This is a genomic window from Bradyrhizobium guangxiense, from assembly GCF_004114915.1.
Classification (GTDB): domain Bacteria; phylum Pseudomonadota; class Alphaproteobacteria; order Rhizobiales; family Xanthobacteraceae; genus Bradyrhizobium; species Bradyrhizobium guangxiense.
In genome coordinates, this window is record NZ_CP022219.1 from 3,433,570 (window position 1) to 3,454,566 (window position 20,997).

The 20,997-nt window shown below is 64.8% G+C and carries 17 protein-coding genes and 1 riboswitch; of the genes, 2 read left to right on the top strand and 15 right to left on the bottom strand.

What is annotated here, in order from left to right; translation table 11 throughout:
- Positions 1-12: 12 nt before the first annotated feature.
- From X268_RS16290 to X268_RS16315, 5 genes are all read right to left on the bottom strand, one after another.
- On the bottom strand, positions 13-852 hold the full coding sequence (locus X268_RS16290) for a segregation and condensation protein A (protein ID WP_128925885.1): 840 nt from the start codon (positions 850-852) through the stop codon (positions 13-15).
- Positions 849-1,877 carry a beta-N-acetylhexosaminidase gene (nagZ, locus tag X268_RS16295; protein ID WP_128925886.1) on the bottom strand — a complete coding sequence of 343 codons (1,029 nt, stop codon included), beginning with the start codon at positions 1,875-1,877 and terminating at the stop codon, positions 849-851. The genes X268_RS16290 and nagZ overlap by 4 nt, the downstream gene beginning before the upstream one ends.
- Before the next feature lie 46 nt (positions 1,878-1,923).
- Positions 1,924-3,480, bottom strand: a complete 1,557-nt coding sequence (locus X268_RS16300) for an SPOR domain-containing protein (protein WP_128929289.1) — start codon at positions 3,478-3,480, stop codon at positions 1,924-1,926.
- Between the two features lie 140 nt (positions 3,481-3,620).
- Complete coding sequence (gene argS / locus X268_RS16310) at positions 3,621-5,411, bottom strand: arginine--tRNA ligase (RefSeq protein ID WP_164937765.1); 1,791 nt, start codon at positions 5,409-5,411, stop codon at positions 3,621-3,623.
- A gap of 9 nt (positions 5,412-5,420) precedes the next feature.
- Positions 5,421-6,629, bottom strand: a complete 1,209-nt coding sequence (locus tag X268_RS16315; RefSeq protein ID WP_128925888.1) for a deoxyguanosinetriphosphate triphosphohydrolase — start codon at positions 6,627-6,629, stop codon at positions 5,421-5,423.
- Between the two features lie 121 nt (positions 6,630-6,750).
- On the opposite strand from X268_RS16315, the gene erpA reads away from it, so the two are divergent.
- Positions 6,751-7,080 carry an iron-sulfur cluster insertion protein ErpA gene (gene erpA, locus X268_RS16320; RefSeq protein ID WP_024342679.1) on the top strand — a complete coding sequence of 110 codons (330 nt, stop codon included), beginning with the start codon at positions 6,751-6,753 and terminating at the stop codon, positions 7,078-7,080.
- 76 nt (positions 7,081-7,156) lie between these two features.
- On the opposite strand, the gene X268_RS16325 is transcribed toward erpA, so the two are convergent.
- Positions 7,157-8,263, bottom strand: coding sequence for a dienelactone hydrolase family protein (locus tag X268_RS16325; RefSeq protein ID WP_128925889.1), 1,107 nt, complete (start codon positions 8,261-8,263; stop codon positions 7,157-7,159).
- 85 nt (positions 8,264-8,348) lie between these two features.
- Positions 8,349-10,679: an ATP-binding protein gene (locus tag X268_RS16330; protein WP_128925890.1), complete on the bottom strand. Its 2,331-nt coding sequence runs from the start codon at positions 10,677-10,679 to the stop codon at positions 8,349-8,351.
- A gap of 133 nt (positions 10,680-10,812) precedes the next feature.
- Between X268_RS16330 and xth the strand changes: the two genes are divergently transcribed.
- Positions 10,813-11,610, top strand: coding sequence for an exodeoxyribonuclease III (gene xth / locus X268_RS16335; protein WP_128925891.1), 798 nt, complete (start codon positions 10,813-10,815; stop codon positions 11,608-11,610).
- 103 nt (positions 11,611-11,713) lie between these two features.
- On the opposite strand, the gene X268_RS16340 is transcribed toward xth, so the two are convergent.
- The 8 genes from X268_RS16340 to X268_RS16370 form a co-directional block, all read right to left on the bottom strand.
- Positions 11,714-12,538 carry a tetratricopeptide repeat protein gene (locus X268_RS16340; protein WP_128925892.1) on the bottom strand — a complete coding sequence of 275 codons (825 nt, stop codon included), beginning with the start codon at positions 12,536-12,538 and terminating at the stop codon, positions 11,714-11,716.
- Positions 12,525-14,249 (bottom strand): dihydroxy-acid dehydratase, encoded by a 1,725-nt coding sequence (gene ilvD, locus X268_RS16345; RefSeq protein WP_128925893.1) that lies wholly within the window; start codon positions 14,247-14,249, stop codon positions 12,525-12,527. Before ilvD ends, X268_RS16340 begins: the two co-directional genes overlap by 14 nt.
- A 543-nt stretch (positions 14,250-14,792) precedes the next feature.
- Complete coding sequence (locus X268_RS16350; protein ID WP_128929290.1) at positions 14,793-15,374, bottom strand: hypothetical protein; 582 nt, start codon at positions 15,372-15,374, stop codon at positions 14,793-14,795.
- A 55-nt stretch (positions 15,375-15,429) separates the two neighbouring features.
- Positions 15,430-17,661: a TonB-dependent receptor gene (locus tag X268_RS16355; RefSeq protein ID WP_128925894.1), complete on the bottom strand. Its 2,232-nt coding sequence runs from the start codon at positions 17,659-17,661 to the stop codon at positions 15,430-15,432.
- Between the two features lie 115 nt (positions 17,662-17,776).
- A riboswitch (cobalamin riboswitch) is annotated at positions 17,777-17,991 on the bottom strand.
- A gap of 119 nt (positions 17,992-18,110) precedes the next feature.
- Positions 18,111-18,368 carry a hypothetical protein gene (locus X268_RS16360; protein WP_128925895.1) on the bottom strand — a complete coding sequence of 86 codons (258 nt, stop codon included), beginning with the start codon at positions 18,366-18,368 and terminating at the stop codon, positions 18,111-18,113.
- Positions 18,369-18,486: 118 nt separating this feature from the next.
- Positions 18,487-18,699, bottom strand: coding sequence for a hypothetical protein (locus tag X268_RS16365; RefSeq protein WP_128925896.1), 213 nt, complete (start codon positions 18,697-18,699; stop codon positions 18,487-18,489).
- Positions 18,700-18,853: 154 nt separating this feature from the next.
- Positions 18,854-19,030 (bottom strand): hypothetical protein, encoded by a 177-nt coding sequence (locus X268_RS39485; protein ID WP_164937766.1) that lies wholly within the window; start codon positions 19,028-19,030, stop codon positions 18,854-18,856.
- Between the two features lie 104 nt (positions 19,031-19,134).
- Positions 19,135-20,871, bottom strand: coding sequence for an adenylate/guanylate cyclase domain-containing protein (locus tag X268_RS16370; RefSeq protein WP_128925897.1), 1,737 nt, complete (start codon positions 20,869-20,871; stop codon positions 19,135-19,137).
- Positions 20,872-20,997 lie beyond the last annotated feature (126 nt).

The window sequence follows — 20,997 nt, forward strand, 5'->3', positions numbered from 1 at the left end:
TCCTTCTTGCACTTAACCGACCGGCGCATCAGGCGCAGGAGCTGCGTCCGGAACCGGTTTTGGGCGCCCCTTCCGGAAATAGATGGGCGCAAACGCCTCTTTCTGGTTCAGCTCCAGCTGACCTTCGCGCACCAGTTCCAGTGCGGCGGCAAAGCTCGAGGCGAACACCGTCGCGCGCTGCGTCGGATCGGCGACATGCCGGATCAGGAAATCGTCGAGCACGCCCCAATCGTCCTGCTCGGTGATGCTGCCGACCAGTCGCTCCAGTGTGGCGCGCGCCTCGGCGAGCGACCACACGGTGCGCTTGGCCAGATGCACGCTCGCCAGCACGCGCGACTGGCGCTGGGAGGCATAGGCGGTGAGCAAATCGTACAGCGTCGCCGTGTATTTCGGATGCTTGATCTCGGCGATCTGCTCGGGCTCGCCGCGCGCGAAGATGTCGCGCTGCAATTGCGGCCTGTTCATCAGGCGATTGGCAGCCTCGCGAATGGCCTCCAGCCGGCGCAGACGGTTGGCGAGCGCGGTGGCCATCTGCTCGGCGCTCGGGCCTTCCGCGCTCGGCGGCTCCGGCAGCAGTAGGCGCGACTTCAGGAAAGCGAGCCATGCCGCCATGACGAGATAGTCGGCGGCAAGCTCGAGCCGGATCTTCCGCGCGGCCTCGATGAAGTGGAGATACTGGTCGGCCAGCGCCAGAATCGAGATCTTGGCGAGGTCCACCTTCTGCTGTCGCGCCAGCGCGAGCAGCAGGTCGAGCGGGCCCTCATAGCCCTCGACGTCCACCACCAACGCCGGCTCACCCTCGGCAAGCTCTGCGGGCCGCCCGGTCTCGAAAGATAGAATTTCTGCGGTCATGCGGATGCCGTATTTGCCCGTGCGATCAATGCGTCCAGCTCAGTGCGCGCGGCAGTGCGGTCGAGCGGCTGCGGCGCCTTGCGCGCGGCGAGCGCGGCATTAGCCCGCTCGAGCGCCCGGTCCGACAGCAGAGGCGTCTGACCGGCAACAGCACGCATCTCGTCGATATTGCCGTTGCAATGCAGGGCCACGTCGCAGCCGGCCGCGAAGATGGCGCGGGTCCGCTCGGCGATATTCCCCGACAGCGCGTTCATCGACACGTCATCACTCATCAACAAACCCTGGAACCCGATTGCGCCGCGAATCACGTCAGCAATCATTCTCGCAGATGTCGTCGCCGGATGGGCGGGGTCGACCGCGCTAAACACAACATGTGCAGTCATGGCCATCGGCAGGTCCGAGAGCGGCTTGAACGCGGCAAAGTCGGTCTGTTCCAGCTCATCCCTCGGCGTATCGACCGTCGGCAGCTTGAGATGGGTGTCGGCGGTGGCCCGGCCATGGCCGGGAATGTGCTTGAGGACCGGCAGCACGCCGCCCTGCTCCAGCCCTTCGGTGACGGCGCGCGCGATCGCCGCGACCTTGGCCGGCTCAGTGCCGTAAGCCCGGTTGCCGATGACGGCATCGGCGCCCGGCACCGGCACATCGGCCAGCGGCAGGCAGTCCACGGTAATGCCGAGATCTGCGAGATCGGCTGCGATCAGGCGGGCGGACAGGCGCGCCGCGGTGAGCCCGAGCGCCGAATCAGTGTCGTACAAGGTCGAGAAAACGGCGCCCGGGGGATAGACAGGCCAGTGCGGCGGACCCAGCCGCTGCACCCGTCCACCTTCCTGGTCGATCAGCACGGGGGCGTCGGCGACACCAGCCACCGTCCGCAATTCTGCAACCAATGCAGCGACTTGGGCTGGCGTTGCGACATTGCGCTTGAAGAGGATGAAGCCCCATGGGCGCTGGTCGCGGATAAACTCCCGCTCGACGGCGGTCAGTTCCGTTCCGGATACGCCGGTAATGAAGGCCCGCGTGCTCATAACGGCCGATTAACCCTGACCCGCGAGGGGGTCAAGGAAACGGCCGTTAATTCCTCTGGACGAAGCACGCCGACAAGCCGGCGGACTTCAGGCTGTTGCACGCGTGCGTCGCCTCCTCCGCCGAGCCATAGGGCCCAGCGAAGGCGCGGTAGACGACTCCCTTGCCCTTGTCGGTCAGGTCGACGCGCTTGATCACCGGCGAACGGGAGCCGAGCACGCTGCCATACTTGCTCTGAAGCACGCGGTACGACGCGGCGGCGCTCTCCTCGCTCTGCTGCGAAGAGACCTGCACGACGTAGCCGCCACCGCTGCTGGCGGGCGCCAGCTGGGTCGGAGCGGTCGCCGCCATCCGCTGCGGCGGTTCGGTGGCCGGGACGGATTGCGGTGCCAGCGACATCGGCTGGTTGGCGCTGGCATTGGCCGAGATCGGCGGATTGCGCGGCGCGGCCGATGCCGCGGGCGCAGCAACAGGCTTCGGTGCAGGCGCGGGCTTGGCGGCAGCAGCCGATTGCGGCGTGCCGCTATCGGTCTGATCGCCCTTCACCGCGACAGTCCTGATCGGGCGCGGTGAATTGTTCGGCAGTGTGCCGTTGCTCGCGGTCGTGCTCGGCGGCGGCACCGCAGACGGCGACACGCTCGCAACCGACGGCGGGTTCGCATTCTGATTCAGCGGTGGGAACACCACGCGAGGACCGCCCGCCCTGGCGTTCACGTCCACCGGCGCCTCTTCGCGCGGCACGATCTTTTCGGTGCCGTCGCCGCTCACCATGCGATCCGGCACCTTGGCCGAGGAATCCGCCGGCGCCGGCACGATCTTGGTCGGCGTGTTGTCGGCCTTGATGATCGGCGGCTCGCCGCTGCGGGGCGAGCCAATGTAAGTCTTGTAGGCGAAGGCTGCGCCGGTGCCGACCACGGCCAGTGCCAGGATCGCCGCGACCGTCATCATGCCGCCGCGTTGCCTTTTGGGCTCGTCGTCGGCCTCTGCGTCGGGATAGTCGCTCTGATACGCGTAGGGATCGTCGGGATAGGCCGGATCGCGCTGATAGTCCTGCTCCCCTGCCTCGAGCCGGCCATAGAGCGCATCGTCGTAGCGCGACGGATCCGGCTGCTGATGCGGCTCCTGATAGGCTTGCTGCTGGTAGGCCTGATCCGGCTGGTAAGCCTGATCCTGATAGGCGTGGTCCGCATAAGCCTGCTGCTGACGCGGTTCAGGTTCCGGCGCCGCGGGTTGGGCTGAATAGCGATGCAACGGATGGATCGGGTTGACCGAGACGGGATAGTCAGGCTCGGGGGCTGGCGCCGGCTGCGGCTGCACATTGGCGCGCCGCATCCATGAGGGCGGCCCGGCCGCTGGCGGTGAAGCCTGCTCCGCATAGTCCTGCTGATAATCGTCCTGCCGATAGCCGTCGTCCTGATAGCTCTGCGCCGGCGCAGGAGCAGCCAGTGGACGCGCGCCGGGCCGCGATTGCGCGGCGAACGGATCGGTCTGCCCGATCAGGCGGGCAAGCTCAGCCAAGGGATCGCTGTCTGCCCTGCCATGCTGGTCGGTGCCGCGACCATAGTCATCGGAAGGAAACGGTCTGTCCTGATATCGTTCGGCCATCGTGATGATGCGTCCCTTCGGGAAAGCCGCGCGCCCCTCGACCAAGGCACGGCTTTCGACCCACAAGGCATTCAACCAAGTCTCAGCGATCCGGCTTCTGCCGGTACCCCCAACAAATCCCCTAAGTAGTTCGCCCCAAACTACCGCATCTCGTTCGGGGCATGGACGCCGAGGATGGCAAGGCCCGATGCCAGAACCGAGACGACGCCCTGGACCATGGCCAGTCGCGCCTTTGTAAGATCTGCATCATTATTGATAATGAAGCGTAAATAGGGCAAATCCCGCCCTTTCGTCCAAAGTGCGTGAAATTCGCTGGCTAAATCATAGAGATAAAAGGCAATTCGATGCGGCTCATGGGCCGCGGCGGCGGCCTCCAGCATGCGCGGATAAATTGCGAGTCGCTTAAGAAGGTCGAGCTCGACAGGGTCCGAGAGCCGTTCCACCGCCGACTCAGCGAGCCATGCGATGCGCTGACCGGCGTCCTCCGGCAGCTCCGGGAACACCTCCGCCCGGGCGTTGCGGAAGATCGAGTGGCCACGGGCGTGACCATACTGGACGTAGAACACCGGGTTGTCGCGCGACTGTTCCATGACCTTTGCGAGGTCGAAGTCGAGCACCGCATCGTTCTTGCGGTAGAGCATCATGAAGCGGACGGCGTCCTGGCCGACTTCATCCACCACCTCACGCAAGGTGACGAAGTCCCCGCTCCGCTTCGACATTTTCACCGGCTCGCCATTGCGCAGCAGCTTGACGAGCTGGACGATTTTGACGTCGAGCGACCCCTTGCCCGACGTCGTCGCCTTCACCGCCGCCTGCATGCGCTTGATGTAGCCGCCATGGTCGGCGCCCCAGACGTCGATCATCTCGGCAAAGCCACGGTCGAACTTGTTCTTGTGGTAGGCGATGTCGGAGGCGAAGTAGGTGTAGGAATTGTCCGACTTGATCAGGGGACGATCGACGTCATCACCGTAAGCCGTCGCCCTGAACAGCAACTGCTCGCGGTCTTCCCAATCCTCGACCGGCGCGCCCTTCGGCGGCGGCAGGCGGCCTTCATAGATATCGCCCTTGGCCTTCAGGAAATCGATGGTCTCGGCAACCTTGTTGTTGCCGGTCTCGAGCAGCGAGCGCTCCGAGAAGAACACGTCGTGGCGGATGTTGAGGGCGGCGAGATCGTCCTTGATCTCGTCCATCATCATCGCGATCGCCTTGGCGCGCACGGTTGGCAGCCACTCGGCTTCGCGCTTGGCGAGCAGCTTGTCGCCGTGCTCCTCCGCAAGGGCCTGCCCAACCGGTTTCAGATAGTCGCCGGGATAGAGCCCTTCCGGGATCGCGCCGATGTCCTCACCGAGCGCCTCGCGATATCGCAGGAAGGCGGAGCGCGCGAGCACATCGACCTGGGCGCCGGCATCGTTGATGTAATATTCGCGCGTGACGTCGTGGCCGGCGAACTGGAGCAGGCTTGCCAGCGCGTCGCCGAACACGGCGCCGCGGCAATGACCGACATGCATCGGCCCGGTTGGATTGGCCGAGACGTATTCGACGTTCACCTTGGAGCCGCCGTGGACGCGGCCGTAATCGGAGCCCTCGCGCAGCACCGTGCGCAGAGCCTCCGCCCAGGCAGCAGGCTTCAGCGTCAGATTGATGAAGCCGGGACCAGCGACATCGACCTTGGCGATCAGCGCGTCGGCGCGCAGCCGCTCGGCGATCTGCTCGGCGAGATCGCGGGGCTTTGCCTTGGCCTCTTTCGCCAGCACCATTGCGGCATTGGTCGCCATGTCGCCATGGGAGGCGTCGCGCGGCGGCTCGACCACCAAGCGCGAGAAATCGATGCCCTCGGGCCAGCTGGAGTCCTTCGCAAGCGCGCGGCAGGCGGCGTGCACGCGTGCGAGCACGTCGGCGAACAGATGCAGGGATGAGGATGTCTGGGGCATGGCCGCCGCCTAACGCAAATCCGGGGTCGAGTCAAAGAGCCGCTGATGCTCGGTCAGAGCGAAACGGTCAGTCATCCCGGCAATGAAATTGCCGATCCGGCGGGCCCGGGCGCCCTCGTCGTCTGCTTCCGCCCCGAGCAGCCATTCCGGCGGCAGCTCGCTGGGGGATTTCAGGTATTTCGCGAACAGGTCGAACAGAATCTGCTCCGCCTCCCCCATCACCCGCATCACCCGCTCGTGGCGATACATGTGCTGGTAGAGGAAGGTCTTGATGGCGGCCTCCTCCTCGGCAACCTCGGCCGGGAACGCGACCAGGGCCCGGCTCTGCCGGCGCACGTCCTGGGCCGATTGCGGCTTCACCGCGGCGAGGTTCTTCTGCGCCTCCTCAAACACGGCACCGATCAGGTGGGAGATCAGCTCACGCACCAGCTCGGCACCGCGCCGGACAGCTTCGAGATCGGGATAATGGGCGGCGATCCCGGCGATGATCTCCTCGGTCAGGGGCATCACCTTGAGATCGTCGAGATGGAACAGGCCGGCGCGCAGGCCGTCGTCGATGTCGTGCGCATCGTAAGCGATGTCGTCGGCGAGCGCCGCGACCTGCGCCTCCAGCGAGGCGAAGCTCCACAATTCGAGATCGTAGGTCTTGATATAGTCGGCGATGCCGACGGGAATGCCGTGCTCGCGATAGCGCCCGACCGGCGCGCCGCTGCGATCGGTCAGCGGACCGTTGTGCTTGACGATGCCCTCGAGCGATTCCCAGGTCAGATTGAGCCCGTCGAACTCGGGGTAGCGATGCTCGAGCGAGGCGACGACGCGGAGCGTCTGGGCGTTGTGGTCGAAGCCGCCAAAATCCTTGAGGCAGGCGTCCAGCGCCCGCTCGCCGGCATGGCCGAACGGGGGATGGCCAAGATCGTGGGCCAGCGCCAGGGTTTCGGTTAGGTCCTCGTCCAGCCCGAGCTGCCGGGCCAGCGCGCGGGCAATCTGCGCCACCTCCAGCGAATGGGTCAGCCTGGTCCGGTAGTGATCGCCTTCGTGGAACACGAACACCTGGGTCTTGTACTTCAGGCGGCGAAAGGCGGTGGAATGGATGACGCGGTCGCAATCCCGCCGGAACGGGCTGCGGGTCCGGCTCGGCGGCTCGGCGACCAGCCGGCCGCGGCTGCGGTCGGGATCGCAGGCATAGGGCGCGCGGGGGGCTGCCATTCCGACGGACACGACGAATTTAGTCCCTATCCATTTGATTCTGCGTATCCTTGCACTTAACTATGCCGGACGCGGGATACCAAATGAAATGGGCAAGACCCTTGTGTGACCGCGGGATGATCGGAGACCGAATATGACGACTGCCGTGACCATCAGCGACCGCGCCGCACGCCGCATTGGGGAGATCCTCAAGGGCGAAGGGTCTGGCGCGATGCTGCGCATCTCGGTCGAGGGCGGTGGCTGCTCCGGCTTCCAGTACAAGTTCGACATCGACCGCGCGCGAACCGACGACGATCTCGTGATCGAGCAGGACAACGCGGTGGTGCTGGTCGATTCCGCCTCGCAACCGTTCCTGGCAGGATCGCAGGTCGATTTCGTCGATGACCTGATCGGCGCCTCGTTCCGCGTCAACAATCCGAACGCGACGGCGTCCTGCGGCTGCGGGACCAGCTTCTCGGTCTGATCCGACTTTTGACGGGTCGTGGCTGGATCATTCCGGCGAATTGCGATGGGCGTGTCGCCATCGCGCGGACTACGTTTCAATCTCCCGAAAGCTTCTGTCCGACCGCGTAAAGCCTGCAATCTTCGCCGCGCGAATTGATCTTGCATTTCATCACAGCGGGTTCGCGCGCCTCGACAGCTGTACGGCCAAATCCAGTCCCGCAATGGCCGCGCGTGCTCACCGCGAAGGCCTTGGCATCATCGGGATTGGCGAGGTAGTCCGCGAACGCCCCCTGACAAGCGGCGACAGCTCCCGGCGGGATTGGCAGGGCAGCGAACAACGGCGCCTCGATGACGGTCTTGGTTGGAAGACCTAGCCTTTCGAGGAAGGGTTCGACGGACGGAAACCAATGGTCTGCCGGTGCGAGCATGACGGTATTGTGGCCGTTCGATCCGAACGGAGGCAGCACCTGCAGCTCCGCAGGCGCACCGCCAGCGCCATAGGCCGCGAACATGCGCTGAGCCAAATCTGGACCGTAGAATTGATCGTTCTCGGCATAGAGCCAGAGCATCGGGACACGGGCTGTGCGCCCCAATACGGCTGATATATCGACCAGATTATCAGGCGAGCAAGGTTGGTTGGATGCGGAGAAGCTATGCCGACCGCCATCAAAGTTCACGGCGCCGACGACTCCCGGTATGTTCTGTGCGGCGACGGCCATCACCGTGAGCCCCCCAACGGAATGACCGAGCAAGACAACATGCTCAGCGTCGACCCAGGCCTCATGACTCAGTGAGGCGACCGCCGCAATGACATCGTCGGCGGCAGCGCGCGTGGCCGGAAGATAATCGCAGGTCTGCCGCGCAGACTCGGAGAACCCTCCCCCAGATCGTCCATAGCCACGACGCATGATTGAGACCACTGCATATCCGCGTTGCGCGAAGGCGACGGCCGCCTTGCTGTAACCGACTGGAGAACGGTTGAGGATTTCAGTGAAGAATTCCTCGCCGCCGCCAGGCATTCCGTGAGTGATCACGACGAGAGGAAATTTGCCGGGACGATCAGGACGAATGACGAAGCTTTCGAGCGATACTTTGTTGCCGGAGATCACAACAGGCAACATCATATGCGCGCTCATCAACGGACCGTCGCCGGCGCGGGCGGAGGCCGTGACCAGGATGAGAAGCAGGACAACAAGGCGCATGGCAGAGCAAGCTAACACGGCGCATCCGAATTTCCAGCGTCCGGCCAACCGATGCGAAACGCATATTCAGTCACGTGGTTAGCGCTTACGCGCCCGTGATCTGCCTTTCCTCGTCCGTCCACTCGACGTCAGCCGGCATCAGCTCCGGCTGCAACGGCGCGTCTTCCGCCATGGTGTGGCCGTCGAGCGCGTGCAGGAGCGCGGCAACTAGCGCCGGCTTGCGCAGCGGCTTTGCGAGGAAGTCCGACATGCCGGCCTCGCGGCAGATCCTGACGTCTTCCGGGAAGGCGTTGGCGGTCAGCGCGATGATCGGCAAGGCCGCGAAGCGCCCGCCTTCCGCGCGGATCGCCCGGGTCGCGGCAAGGCCGTCCATCTCCGGCATGCGCACGTCCATCAGCACGATGTCGTAATCGCCCTCAGACACGGCCGTCACGGCCTCGACACCGTCGGTGACGACGCGCAGTTCGACGTCGAAGGCTCCCAGCATCTTGCTCACGACCATGCGGTTGACCGCATCGTCCTCGGCGACCAGCACCTTCAGCGGCCGGTCGAGCTCGGCGATACGCGCCTTGAGATCGTCGGCCTCGTCCCGGCCGGCCGTCTGCTCGGATGCCGGCGCCTGGCTCCAGGGCAGCACCAGCGTGAAACGGAAGGTCGAGCCCTCCCCGGGCGTCGAGGTGACGCCGATGGTGCCGCCCATCTGCTCGATGATGCGCCGGGAGATCGCAAGCCCAAGCCCCGTGCCGCCGAAGCGGCGGCTGATCGAGGCATCGGCCTGCGCGAAGTCGCTGAAGAGCTGACCGAGCTTTTCCGGAGCGATGCCGATGCCGCTGTCGGTGACAGTCCATTCGACCGTCGCCAGCAGGTCGCGGCGCGCCTGGCAGGTCGCCGATATCGTCACCTCGCCTTCGTCGGTGAACTTCACGGCGTTCGAGGCGAGGTTGAGCAGGACCTGGCGGATGCGGGCGACGTCGCCACGCAACGTCGGCGGCAGGTTCGGATCGAGCTCGACCTTGATTGCGAGCCCCTTGGCCTTGGCGCTGGCGCGCGCCACGTTCGCGACTATCTCGACCAGCGCCTGCGGGGCGAAGTCGATCGCCTCGAATTGAAAGCGTCCAGCCTCGAGCTTGGAGAGGTCGAGGATGTCGTTGAGGATGCGCTGGAGATTGTCGCCGGATTCGCGGATCGTGGTGACGGCCTCGCGCTGCTCCGGATCGAGCTTGGTTTCGAGAAGCATGCTGGCAAGCCCGAGCACGCCGTTCATGGGCGTGCGGATCTCGTGGCTCATCACCGCAAGGAAATCCGACTTGGCGCGGCTCTCGGCCTCGGCCTTTTCAGCGCGCCAGCGCTCGGTCACGTCGCGCCCGAAGCCGCGATAGCCGAGGAACTGTCCCTCGCGGTCATAGGCCGGCTTCGCCGTCAGCGACCACAACCGCGCCTCGCCGCCGGCGACGACCTTGAGGTTCATCTCGTGCAGCGGCTCGGACTGCTCCATCAGGCCGACGATGTTGTAGGCGGCGGACTTGTCCTCTGGGCAGAGCATGTCGAGCACGTCGGCGAAATACGCCCCCTTCAGCAGCGGCAGCGGCATTTGCGCGACCGCGGCGAAGCGCTCGGGCACGTCGACCAGATGCCCCTCGGCATCGGTCTGCCACAGCCAGTCGCTGGCGTTCTCCTGAAAATCCTTCAGCAGCAGCGAGATGATCTCGGTCTGCCGCTCGAGCTCGAGCTGGGCCTTCAGATTGCCAAGGAAGAGATTGCCCTGCGAGACGATGTTGCGCGCCATGAAAAACGCGAACAGCAGCAGGAACACCGAGGTCACGAGGTACGGCCCGGTGCCGCAGAGCAGCAGCGCGCCGGCGCAAGCGACCGTCATGGTGGCGAGATAGACCAGGCCGGCGCGCGGGAAGGTCGACAGCGTGAAGGCGCCGCCGGACATCATGCCGACCATGAGGCAGGCCAGGATCAGCTGGCTGGTCGGCTCGATGCGGCTGAACAAAGCGAGCGGTAGCGTGCCCCAGATCGCGGCGAGGAAAAAGGCCTGCCGCAGCATCTGCTGCGCGGCGCGAGGTGAGGCCTCCTGCGGCGGGGTCCGGTGCGACCGGCGCCACGAGCGCACCGCGAGCGAGGCGGTGGCGGCCAGCGTCAGGCCCCAGATCGCGAGGAAGTCGTTCCAGCCCCTGCCCCAGAACAGGATCAGGACGATGGCGACGTTGAGAATGGTGACGGCCATCGTCACCGGGATCAGCTGCGTGACCGCGTCGATCTGCTTGGCGCGGATGCGCCGCAGCTCGCGCTCGCTGAGCCCGGCGGTCAGGCCGTCCTCGATCTCGAAGCCGCCGAACCAATGCAGGAACGCGCCGATCACGCCGTCGCGCGGCTCAGTTCGCGTCATCGATTTGTGCGGCCATCCCATCCATGGAACCTTTTGACGATCAATGGCCTGCCGCGTGCTTAAGCCGGGTTAATTTTGTGGGAGATTTTGCGGCGTCCTTGACGGGCGCGTTGGCAGTTTGTTCTAACCATGGCCCCCGCCTGGAGCCCTTCCCATGTCCATTAGAGTAGCCACCTGGAACGTGAACTCGGTCCGGCAGCGGATCGACCTGCTGCTGACTTGGCTGAAGGAGTGCCAGCCGGACATCGTCTGCCTGCAGGAGATCAAATGCGTCGACGAGGCCTTTCCACGGCTGGAGATTGAGGCACTCGGCTACAACGTGGTGACGCACGGCCAGAAGACCTTCAACGGCGTCGCCCTGCTCTCCAAGCTCCGCTTCGATGAGACCAAGTCGGGGCTCGCCGGCGACGATGAGGACGCCCATGCCCGCTTCCTTGAGGGCGTGGTGACGCTCAAGCGTGGCGTGCTGCGCATCGCCTGCCTTTACCTGCCCAACGGCAATCCGGTCGGCACCGAGAAATATCCCTACAAGCTCAAATGGATGTCCCGGCTTCTTGAATATTCGAAGGAGCGTCTCAAGACCGAGGAGCCGCTGATCCTGGCCGGCGACTTCAACGTCATCCCGCACGCCCGCGACGTGCACAATCCGGCGGCATGGACCGAGGACGCGCTGTTCAAGGCCGAGACGCGGGAGAGCTTCCAGTCCTTGCTCGGTCTCGGTCTGACCGACGCCTTACGGGCCGTCACCGACGAGGGCGGGCTGTACACCTTCTGGGATTATCAGGCCGGCGCCTGGCAGAAGAATCAGGGCCTGCGGATCGACCATTTGCTGCTGTCGCCGCAGGCCAGCGACAAGCTCGCCAATGTCGGAATCGACAGCTATGTGCGCGGCTGGGAGAAGCCGTCGGACCACGTCCCGGTCTGGGCGGATCTGGATCTGGAGGCGGCTTAGACTTCAGATTGGTCATTCCGGGGCGATGCGAAGCATCGAACCCGGAATCTCAAGATTCCGGGTTCGGCTCTTCGAGCCGCCCCGGAATGACTGCGTGTCGTGATTACTCCCGGCGGCCCTGCACCCATTGCTCCAGCATTTGCAGGGCCATGGCGCGGTCGTCGTCAGAGGCTTTGGCGAATGCGCGGTTGTAGCTTTCCTTGATCCAGGTCTCTTCGGCGCCGGCGCTATCGCGCGCCAGGGTCAGCCACATCAGGCCGCGTGCGGCCTGCCGCGGCAGACGGTCGCCGTTGAACAGCATCTGGCCGAGCAGCGCTTGCGCCTCGTGCTGGCCCTTCTGCGCGGCAAGGCCGAGCCAGCGCGCGCCATAGCGGAAATCCTCACGCGAGGCGTCCGGCGTCTTCAGGTAAAGCCGGGCGAGATCGTATTGCGCGTCGGCATTGCCGAAATAGGACGCCGCATAGGAGAACATCTCCCGCGCCCGCTCCGGATCCGACTTGATCTTCGAGTTCGGGATGCCGCTGAGATAATAGCGACCGAGCGCGACGAAGGCGTTGGCAACGACCTGCGCCTGCGGCGCCGACGGACTGTCCTCGGCATGCGCATTGGCGATCCGACTGAAATATTCGAAGGCGCGCAAATCGTCCTGGGCGACGCCGTCGCCATTGGCGTACATGCGGCCGAGCTTCCACTGCGCGATCGGGTGTCCGCCCTCGGCGGCATATTGCAGGGCGCTGAGCGAGGTTTCCTGGGGCACGGTCGCCGGTGCGACCTTGCTGCGCACGGTCGCGGCGGTCCCCGGCAAGGTGGTCACGACAGGGATGGTCGCGTCCTTGTTGACCGGTGCGCCGTCGAAGGCGAGCGCCGGCGCGGCCAGCGCACCGGCTCCCAACACAAACGCAACTATGGCACGCCTAGATGTCCGCATAGCACTGTTTCTCGTGCGCGCCGCCCGGATGGGTCACTGCCCCCCCGACCGCTGGTCCAACCTGCTGAGCATATTTCCAGAGCGCACCCGACGTGTGGTTAGTCGCGCGAGCGCTCCATTTGGTCTTGCGCTGGGCGAGCTCGGCGTCGCTCAATTTTACGTTAAGGATACCGGCGACCGCATCGATCTCGATGATGTCGCCGTCCTCGAGCAGCCCGATCGGGCCGCCAACGGCGGCTTCGGGCCCGACATGGCCGATGCAGAAGCCGCGGGGGGCGCCGGAGAAGCGGCCATCGGTGATGAGCGCGATCTTGCCGCCCATGCCCTGGCCGGTCAGCGCCGCGGTGGTCTGGAGCATTTCCCGCATGCCGGGGCCACCCTTCGGCCCCTCGTAGCGGATCACGATGACTTCGCCTTCGCGGTAGGTGCGCTTCTGGACCGCCTCGAAAGCATCCTCCTCACGGTCGAAGCACCTGGCCGGACCGGTGAACTGGAGGTTGGACATTCCCGCGACTTTCACGATCGCACCTTCTGGCGCCAAATTGCCCTTCAGACCGACCACACCGCCTGTCACGGTGATGGGCTTGTCTGCCGGGTGCACCACGTCCTGGTGCGGATTCCACTTCACGCTCTTGAGGTTTTCGGCGATCGTGCGGCCCGTGACGGTAAGGCAATCACCGTGCAGGAAGCCGTTGTCGAGCAGCGTCTTCATCAGAAGCGGTATGCCACCTACTTCAAACATGTCTTTGGCGACATAACGGCCGCCCGGCTTCAAATCCGCGACATATGGTGTCTTTTTGAAGATTTCGGCGACGTCGAACAAATCGAACTTGATGCCGGCCTCATGCGCGATCGCCGGCAGGTGCAGTGCAGCATTGGTGGAGCCGCCGGAGGCCGCGACCACGGCAGCCGCGTTCTCGAGCGCCTTGCGGGTCACGATGTCGCGCGGCCGGATGTTGGACGCGATCAAGTCCATCACCTTCTCGCCCGCCGTCGTACAGAAGGCGTCGCGGATTTCGTACGGTGCGGGGGCACCGGCAGAGTAAGGCAGCGCAAGACCGATCGCCTCGGAGACGGTCGCCATGGTGTTGGCGGTGAACTGCGCGCCGCAAGCGCCGGCCGAGGGGCATGCCACGCGCTCGATCTCGTCGAGGTCCTCGTCCGACATGGCGCCGACCGAGTGCTTGCCGACCGCCTCGAACATGTCCTGCACGGTGACCTGCTGTCCGCGGAAATTGCCGGGCAGGATCGAGCCGCCATAGATGAAGATCGAGGGCACGTTGAGACGGACCATCGCCATCATCATGCCGGGCAGCGACTTGTCGCAGCCGGCAAGCCCGACCAGGGCATCATACGCATGACCGCGAACAGTGAGCTCGACGGAATCGGCGATGCATTCGCGCGACGGCAGCGAGGAGCGCATGCCGTCGTGACCCATGGCGATGCCGTCGGTCACGGTGATGGTGCAGAACTCGCGCGGAGTGCCGCCGGCCGACGCCACTCCCTTCTTCACCGCCTGCGCCTGGCGCATCAAGGCGATGTTGCAGGGAGCGGCTTCATTCCAGCACGAGGCGACGCCGACGAAGGGCTGGTGGATCTGCTCGGTGGTCAGACCCATCGCGTAGAAATACGACCGATGCGGCGCACGCGCAGGGCCTTCCGTCACGTGACGGCTTGGCAGCCTCTGCTTGATGTCGGTCTTCGCGTCCATCGCAAACCAGTTTCCCCGGTCAACCCTGTCAGACCCGAAAAATCAGAGCCAAGATTTGAATCGACCTTGGGATTTTTCCGTCGCCTCGAGGACCGCCGCTGCCCTTAAAACATTAGAGCGATTTTATTCATGTTTGGGTGTGGCCAAAAAGCGGCGGTGATGCGAACCACCAGTGATGACGGTTAAATCGGAACCGAGTGTTGCGTAGACATCACAATCGTTACCAGGAAGACACGGGCAGAGTTACCTTGATACCATCAAGAAGATGACAACTCACAACCTCAGGCTTCATGGTGCGTATCGCGCGCCCAAGCTCCGGCTTCGAGGAGATGCATGCAAGTGAGTCGGCCTTCAGCCGCACCGCCGTGTCCCGGGCGCGCAGCAGCGCTGCTGCGCAGAGCCGCCCTCGGAAGCGACCGTCCGATGCCCATGGATGGGCTCCCGGTTCTGCAGCTGAGCGTCATCCGTGACGGTGCAGAATGCGGCGCGAGCGGTCCCGGAGGGCGCTTCGCTTCATCCGGGCTACGGCTTCAATCGCACGGCTCAGGCTGACATCGCTCCTTTGCGCCTGGCCGGACCGACCAGACGGACGATCTCGCAGATGGCGAGGAGGCCGGCGAGCCAGACGGCGCAGGTCAGTCCGATGCGCGTCACGATGGCGGCGGTGAAGGCCCCCTCGCCGCCGAGCAGCGGCGTCGCGGCGAGCAGCGCGAGCTCGTAGGTCCCATAGGCGGCGACGAGCGCGACCGCGAGCACCAACCGCATGCGGCCCTGCGGCAGGAGGCCAACCACCATCGACGAGGCCACGGTCGATAGCAGCGCGGCTGCGCCGATGACAAAGCCCCAGGCGATGCTGTTGGCGTCAACGGGATAGTGCAGCACGCCGAAACCGATGCTCTGGTTCACGAGCCAGGCGCCGGCGACGACGAGCAGCGCCGGCCGCAGCGGCAGCATCGCCGCGGCAACGACGGCGAAGGCCGCGAACGGCGTTGCGCAGGCGAATGCGAAGCTTGCGAGCGCACATGACGCCGTCAGCAGCGCAAAGCAGAACGTCGGTGCAAGGCGCGGCGCGACCGGGTGAAGCCGAAAACGGCCGCTGTGAGACGGCTGGATGCTGCGAGCCATGATGCCAGGAGACACGGGTGAATTCCTTCTCTTTCGGATGCCAGTCCATTTGAGGTCAGAAGGTTGCGCCGGCCTTGAGCAGATAGCTGCGACCGGGCAGCGGATAGGCGCTGAAGCGGCCGTCGGTGAAGGTGCTCGCGACGGCGTAGTCGTAGTAGAGCGCATTCAGCACATTATTGACGCTGAGCGACCAGAAGTAGCGCTCAACCTGGCCGCCGAGCCTGAGGTCGATCGTGCCATTGGCAGGGATCGGCTTCTGGGGGTTCGCCTGATCGTTGTCCATGCGCCGCTCGCTCCAGAAGCGCGCAGTGGCATCGAGCACCAAATAGTTCTGCCAGATATTCCAGGTGACGCCGGCACTCGCCGTGTAGCGCGACACCAGCGGCACGTCGTTGCCCGCCCAAATGCCTTCGCGGAAAGCCGCGCGGGTGTAGGCCATGCCGGAGCGCAGCAGCAGAGCATCATTGACACGATAGGACAGACTTGTCTCCGAGCCGTAGCGCCGGGTCGGATCAAGATTGGTGTTGTAGAACAGGACCGGGCTGAAATGGACCTCGTTGGTGAGGTCCATCAAATAGAGGCTGCTCTGCAGCTGCAGCCCGCCGCCTTCGATGCGCAGGCCGCCCTCGATATCCCAAGAGGTCTGGGTCTTGAGCTGGAACGTTTGCGGGATCGCGGCGAAGGTCAAGGGATCGAAGGGCGGCCCCGAGGACAGGCGCTCGTCCACGTCAGGCGTGCGGAAAGCGCGCGCGGCGCGGCCGAACAGCGCGACCGTGTCATTGAGGCGATGCTCGGCCCCGAGATGCAGCGCATATTGGGTCTCATTGCTCGTCAGCGGCAGCGCGCCAATGTCGGCGTTGAATGGCGCGGCCGGGTCGAAATTGTCGCGTGCCGCAAGACTGACGGTCTGCACCCGCGCGCCATAGGAGATTTCGGTCGCCGGCGCCACGCCCAATGTGTGCTGGAAATAGCCCGCGACCGTCTGCTGCCTGAGGTCGTAATTGTGCCAAGCGGCAAGGCCCTGCCCGGCGCCGCGGTTCTGCCGAAAGCTCGCATCGTAATAATCGATGCCGGTGAGGAGCTGCGATGGCATGCCGAGCAGCAGGCTCTTCACGCTGAGCCGCGGCGTGATCGACCAATTCGTCAGATTGGAATCGACATGAGTCGACGTGAAGAAGGCCGGAACCGGCGTCGGGCTGGAGAAGAATGCACTCTGCTGCTTCTTGTCGCGCACGCCGCCGTCGACGATGAGATCGACGCCGTTGACTAGGGTCTTGGTGAAGCCCGCTGTCACGCCAAAGCCTTGCTGGTTGGCGTAGTTGAACGGCGTGCTGGTTCCTCGCCGGTTGGCGGTGAGTTGGTCGAGGCCGATGGAGGGATCGACAGTGCGGCCGCCCGGCAGTCGCAGCTCCTGATTGTCACCGGTGATGGTGAGAAACGCGGTCAGGCCGGGCGCGGTGTAATTGAGATTGCCGACACCATTCTGCTGGGAGTAGCGATTGTTGTCGCGATAGCCATCGGTCCTGACGGCATTGCCATAGAACGAGGTCGACCACGGACCGGAATTGAGCGAGGTCGAGATGTTGCCGAGCCCGGTGTTGAATGAGCCGAAACCGGCCTCGATCCGTGCGGACATGGGCGGCCCTCCGACGCCGGTCTTCATGACGATGTTGATCACGCCGCCGACCGCGTTGTCGCCGTAGAGCACCGCGCCGGAGTTGCCACGCGTGATCTCGATACGCTCGATGGAGTTGAGCGGGATGGTGGAGAGGTCCACCTGCGCCATGTCGACGTCGTTCAGCCGCCGGCCATTGACCAGCACCAGCGTGTTGGCGGTGGCAAAGGCGCCGAAGCCACGCAGGTCCACGCTGGTCTTGGCGCCGATCTGGCCGCCATAGAACGTCGTGATCTGGGCTCCCGGGGTCTGCGCGGCGATGATCTCGGCCAGCGTCTGCGATGGCGAATGCGCGATATCGGCGGCCGTGATGACGGTGGTGGCGGCTCCGACGATACCGCCGTTGCTGGCGACGGCCTCGGCGCCGGATGAGCGGGCGCCATTTCCTGCCGGCGCGGCACTCGCGGTTCCCCGGTATCTAGTCGTCTCGCCGTCACCTGTCGCCCTGGCCCGCGTGCGGTTCTGATCGTCGGGCTTGCTCACCTCGATCGGCGGTAACTGCTCGGCAAGGGCGTGCTGGGCGAAGGCGGAGGATAGACCGAGCGAATGGAGGGAAACGGACGCGAACAGGCCGGCGCTGAGGCGCCAGGCGGCAGGGACGAGACGGGACACAATTGTAACCTCGGTATGACGTCAGTGGCACGTCACCGCGAACGAGGCTTCACGGCAGAGCAATCGATTTGCTCCGGTGCAGCTAATGCCTGTACTCCCCGACCGACATCTTCGCGTGTGACCACGGCTGACGGCAGGTCTCCTGGCTCGCGGGGCATGACCTTACGTCGCCTTCCCAGGACCGAGATTCCCAGTGGCACAGGACGAAAGATTCACCGCTTACAGTTGCGGGGGCAGCCGTGGCGTTGAGATCAATCCCGGCGTTGGGACAATCCCGCACCACATTCCCTTTTGATCTCCGTGAGGAGAACCGTCGCCGATCATTTATGTGTCGTTGCGCCGGAGAGTCAATCGACCGGTTATGCCAAGGAACAGCTCTGGCCGACCGGGAGCCCGCCAAGAGGTGGCGAGGCCAGGTTCCGTGCGGAAAAGACGAAACGAGCCGCCGCTCAGGTCCGCCCTCGCAAACGCTGGGCCTGGGCCCAGGCGACGGCGACATCGCGCGGGGGAATATCGACGCGCTTGATCGGGGTCAATTCGCCGGAGGCCGAGACGATCGCGGTTTCCTCGCGGCGGCAGCGCGTGCAGACGAAGCGGACCTCGTGCGGGGACGCCGACCAGCTCGACCGCTTCACATTGGCCGCCATTGGCCAGGCATCGCAATGCGAGCACGACACCAGAAATCGACCGGGATCCAGCACACCCATTTCCATCGGACTCCGCGTCCTGCCCGCTCCTCCAATGATTAACCCAAGTGAATCGTTCCGGTGCCCAAGCACCACCAGTTGCGCGGTTGCGCCCCGTGCAAGACAGCAGGCGGTGCGCTCAGCGCGCGCCCTTGAGGGTGCAGGAGGTCGTGCAGGTGACCGTGGTGCCGCGATCACAGGATTTGCAGGCACTGACGCACTGGTTCAGGTCGCGGGGATTGTAGCTGTAGTTCCGCATCGGGCAGGCCGGCGTCGTCGAGCCGGTGATGTCCTGCTCCTGATCGCAGGCCGCCGTCATGAGCGCGAATATGATCACTGCAACGAGGCGCATGGGACTGCCCTGTCAGGCACGGCAAAATGACGCTCACGGGACGCGCTGCATCGCAGCGAACCCCGGCCTTCCCACCACGAGCGCCGATCAGCGACGCTCGCGTAGCCTCAAGGATGCGCTCCAAACATTAAGAACGGATTGATTGCCGCCGGCCTCAGGCCGCGGCCTTGGTCGCGATCGCCTGCCGCATGTCCACCGCCAGCTGACGGTACTGCTCCGACAGCTTCAGATAGAACTCGCGCTTGGTGCTGTCGGTGGCGAGCTTGGCGATCAGCTCGCATTCGGCGGTGAGCGTCTCGAACCGTTCCAGCCTGTCGTGAAGGTCTGTCATCGGCGTGTCCCCATCAAACGCCTCAAGGACATCCAACCTAAGCCCGGGAAATAGGTCATGGCGAACATCGTTATCGAGTACAATCAATTTTTCCGATGCGCGGCCTATTTGCTGTCGAGCCGCCAAGCGCCATCCCATCCGTCGTCCGGCGGGCTCGTCTCGAACTGCGCGATGCGGCCGAGCATCATGCGCGAGGGACCATCGCCCGGGACGGCTTCGAGCGCGGCGTTGAAGGCCGCGCGCGCCGCATCGAACCGCCGGCCGCGATAGGCAGCAAGCGCTTCGGCATAGTGTGCGCGCAAGCTCGCTTGCGCGCCGGTGAGTGCGCCCGCTTTCGCCATCACCTCGAAGATCGGCTGCGGCGCGTGCTGGCCCGCGACCGCCAGACGGTCGATCTCGCGCAGCTCGAGCCGCGATCCGATCGCCTCGGCGGTGGCCTGCGAGACCAGGATGCGGGTGCCGTAGATCTTGTTGGCGGCCTCCAGGCGCGAGGCGAGGTTCACGGCATCGCCCATCACGGTGAAGCTCATCATCAATTCCGAGCCGATGCTGCCGGTCAGGACCTCGCCGGTGGCAATGCCGATCCGCAAATCACATGGCGCCGGCATGGCGCGGATGCCGAGCAGGTCCGGCAGTTGCTTCTGGAGCGCGGGCACCTGGTCGGTCATCTCGACGGCTGCAAGGCCCGCGAGCAGCGCCTGCTCGTCCTCCTCGATGAAGGGCGGGCCCCAATAGGACATGATGGCATCGCCAATATATTTGTCGATGATGCCGCGATTGTTCCTGATCGGAGCGGACATGACAGTGAAATAGTGGTTCATCACCTTGACAAGGCCGCGCGGGGTCATGCCCTCGCTCATCGAGGTGAAGCCGCTCATGTCGCAGAACATGATGGTCATGACCCGGCGCTCGCCATCGATCGCGATCTCCGGCCGGTCGATCAGCCCCTGCACCACCTTGGGATCGATGTACCGGCCGAAGGTCTCGCGGATGCGCTCGTTGTGCCTGAGCTGCTCGGTCATGCGGTTGAAGGCCGCCGCGAGCTCGCCGATCTCGTCCTGCGTGGAGACGGTGATGGTCTTGTCGACCCGGCCCGCCTCGACCTCACGGGTGCCGGCGAGCAGCAGCCGCACCGGACGCGTGATGCCGCTCGAGACCAGGAGCGCAAAGACAAATCCGACGATCGCCGCGAGCAAGGTCACGATGCCCGAAATGACAATCGCCTGACGCTGACGGCTGATCACCTGCGCCGTCGAGAAGAACACCTGCGTCAGCATGTCGGCGCGGATCGCATCGACCTTCTGGTTGAACACATCGCGCAGCGTGTCGAGCTGTTCCAGCGTGCCGCGGGCCTCTACCATGTCCTTGGCCTCGACCTGCTTGAGCAGTTTCGCATTGCCCTGGTCCAGATCGCGCCGCAGCTCGGTGACGGCGCTTTCGATCCGGACGTCGAGCCGGGCCAACGCGGCATTGTCGGAATACGTCCTGGGGTCGTCGATGATCGCGTTGATGAGCTTGCGCGCGGTCTCGGCCTCCTCCTCGAACTTGCGGTCCAATGCCTCGAAGTCGCGAAGCCGCGTCGTGTAGGCTTCCTCGTCCGTCGGCGATCCCATCCTGGTCATGATCATTCGCCGCAGGGCCAGCGCCCGCTCCAGCGAACGGATATTGGCACGGGCCAGATGGCTATAGGCCGGGATGTAGCGGTTGGTCAGCTCCTCGAGCAGGACGCCGACCTGGCTCGACATCACCATCGACAGGATCGAGGTGACCAGCATCAGGACGATCAATCCGAGGGCGATGCCGACGATCTTGCGCCGGATCGACTGGTTGAAAATCGGCATAGGTACGGGGCAAAGGCTGAAAGGACGGAACCGGGGAACTCAATACACCGGATTTGGCCGCGGGAACATGCGGATCTGGGCGTCCGTGACGCCGTGAGCCCGGCACGCGTCGCAACAGCCCAAGCG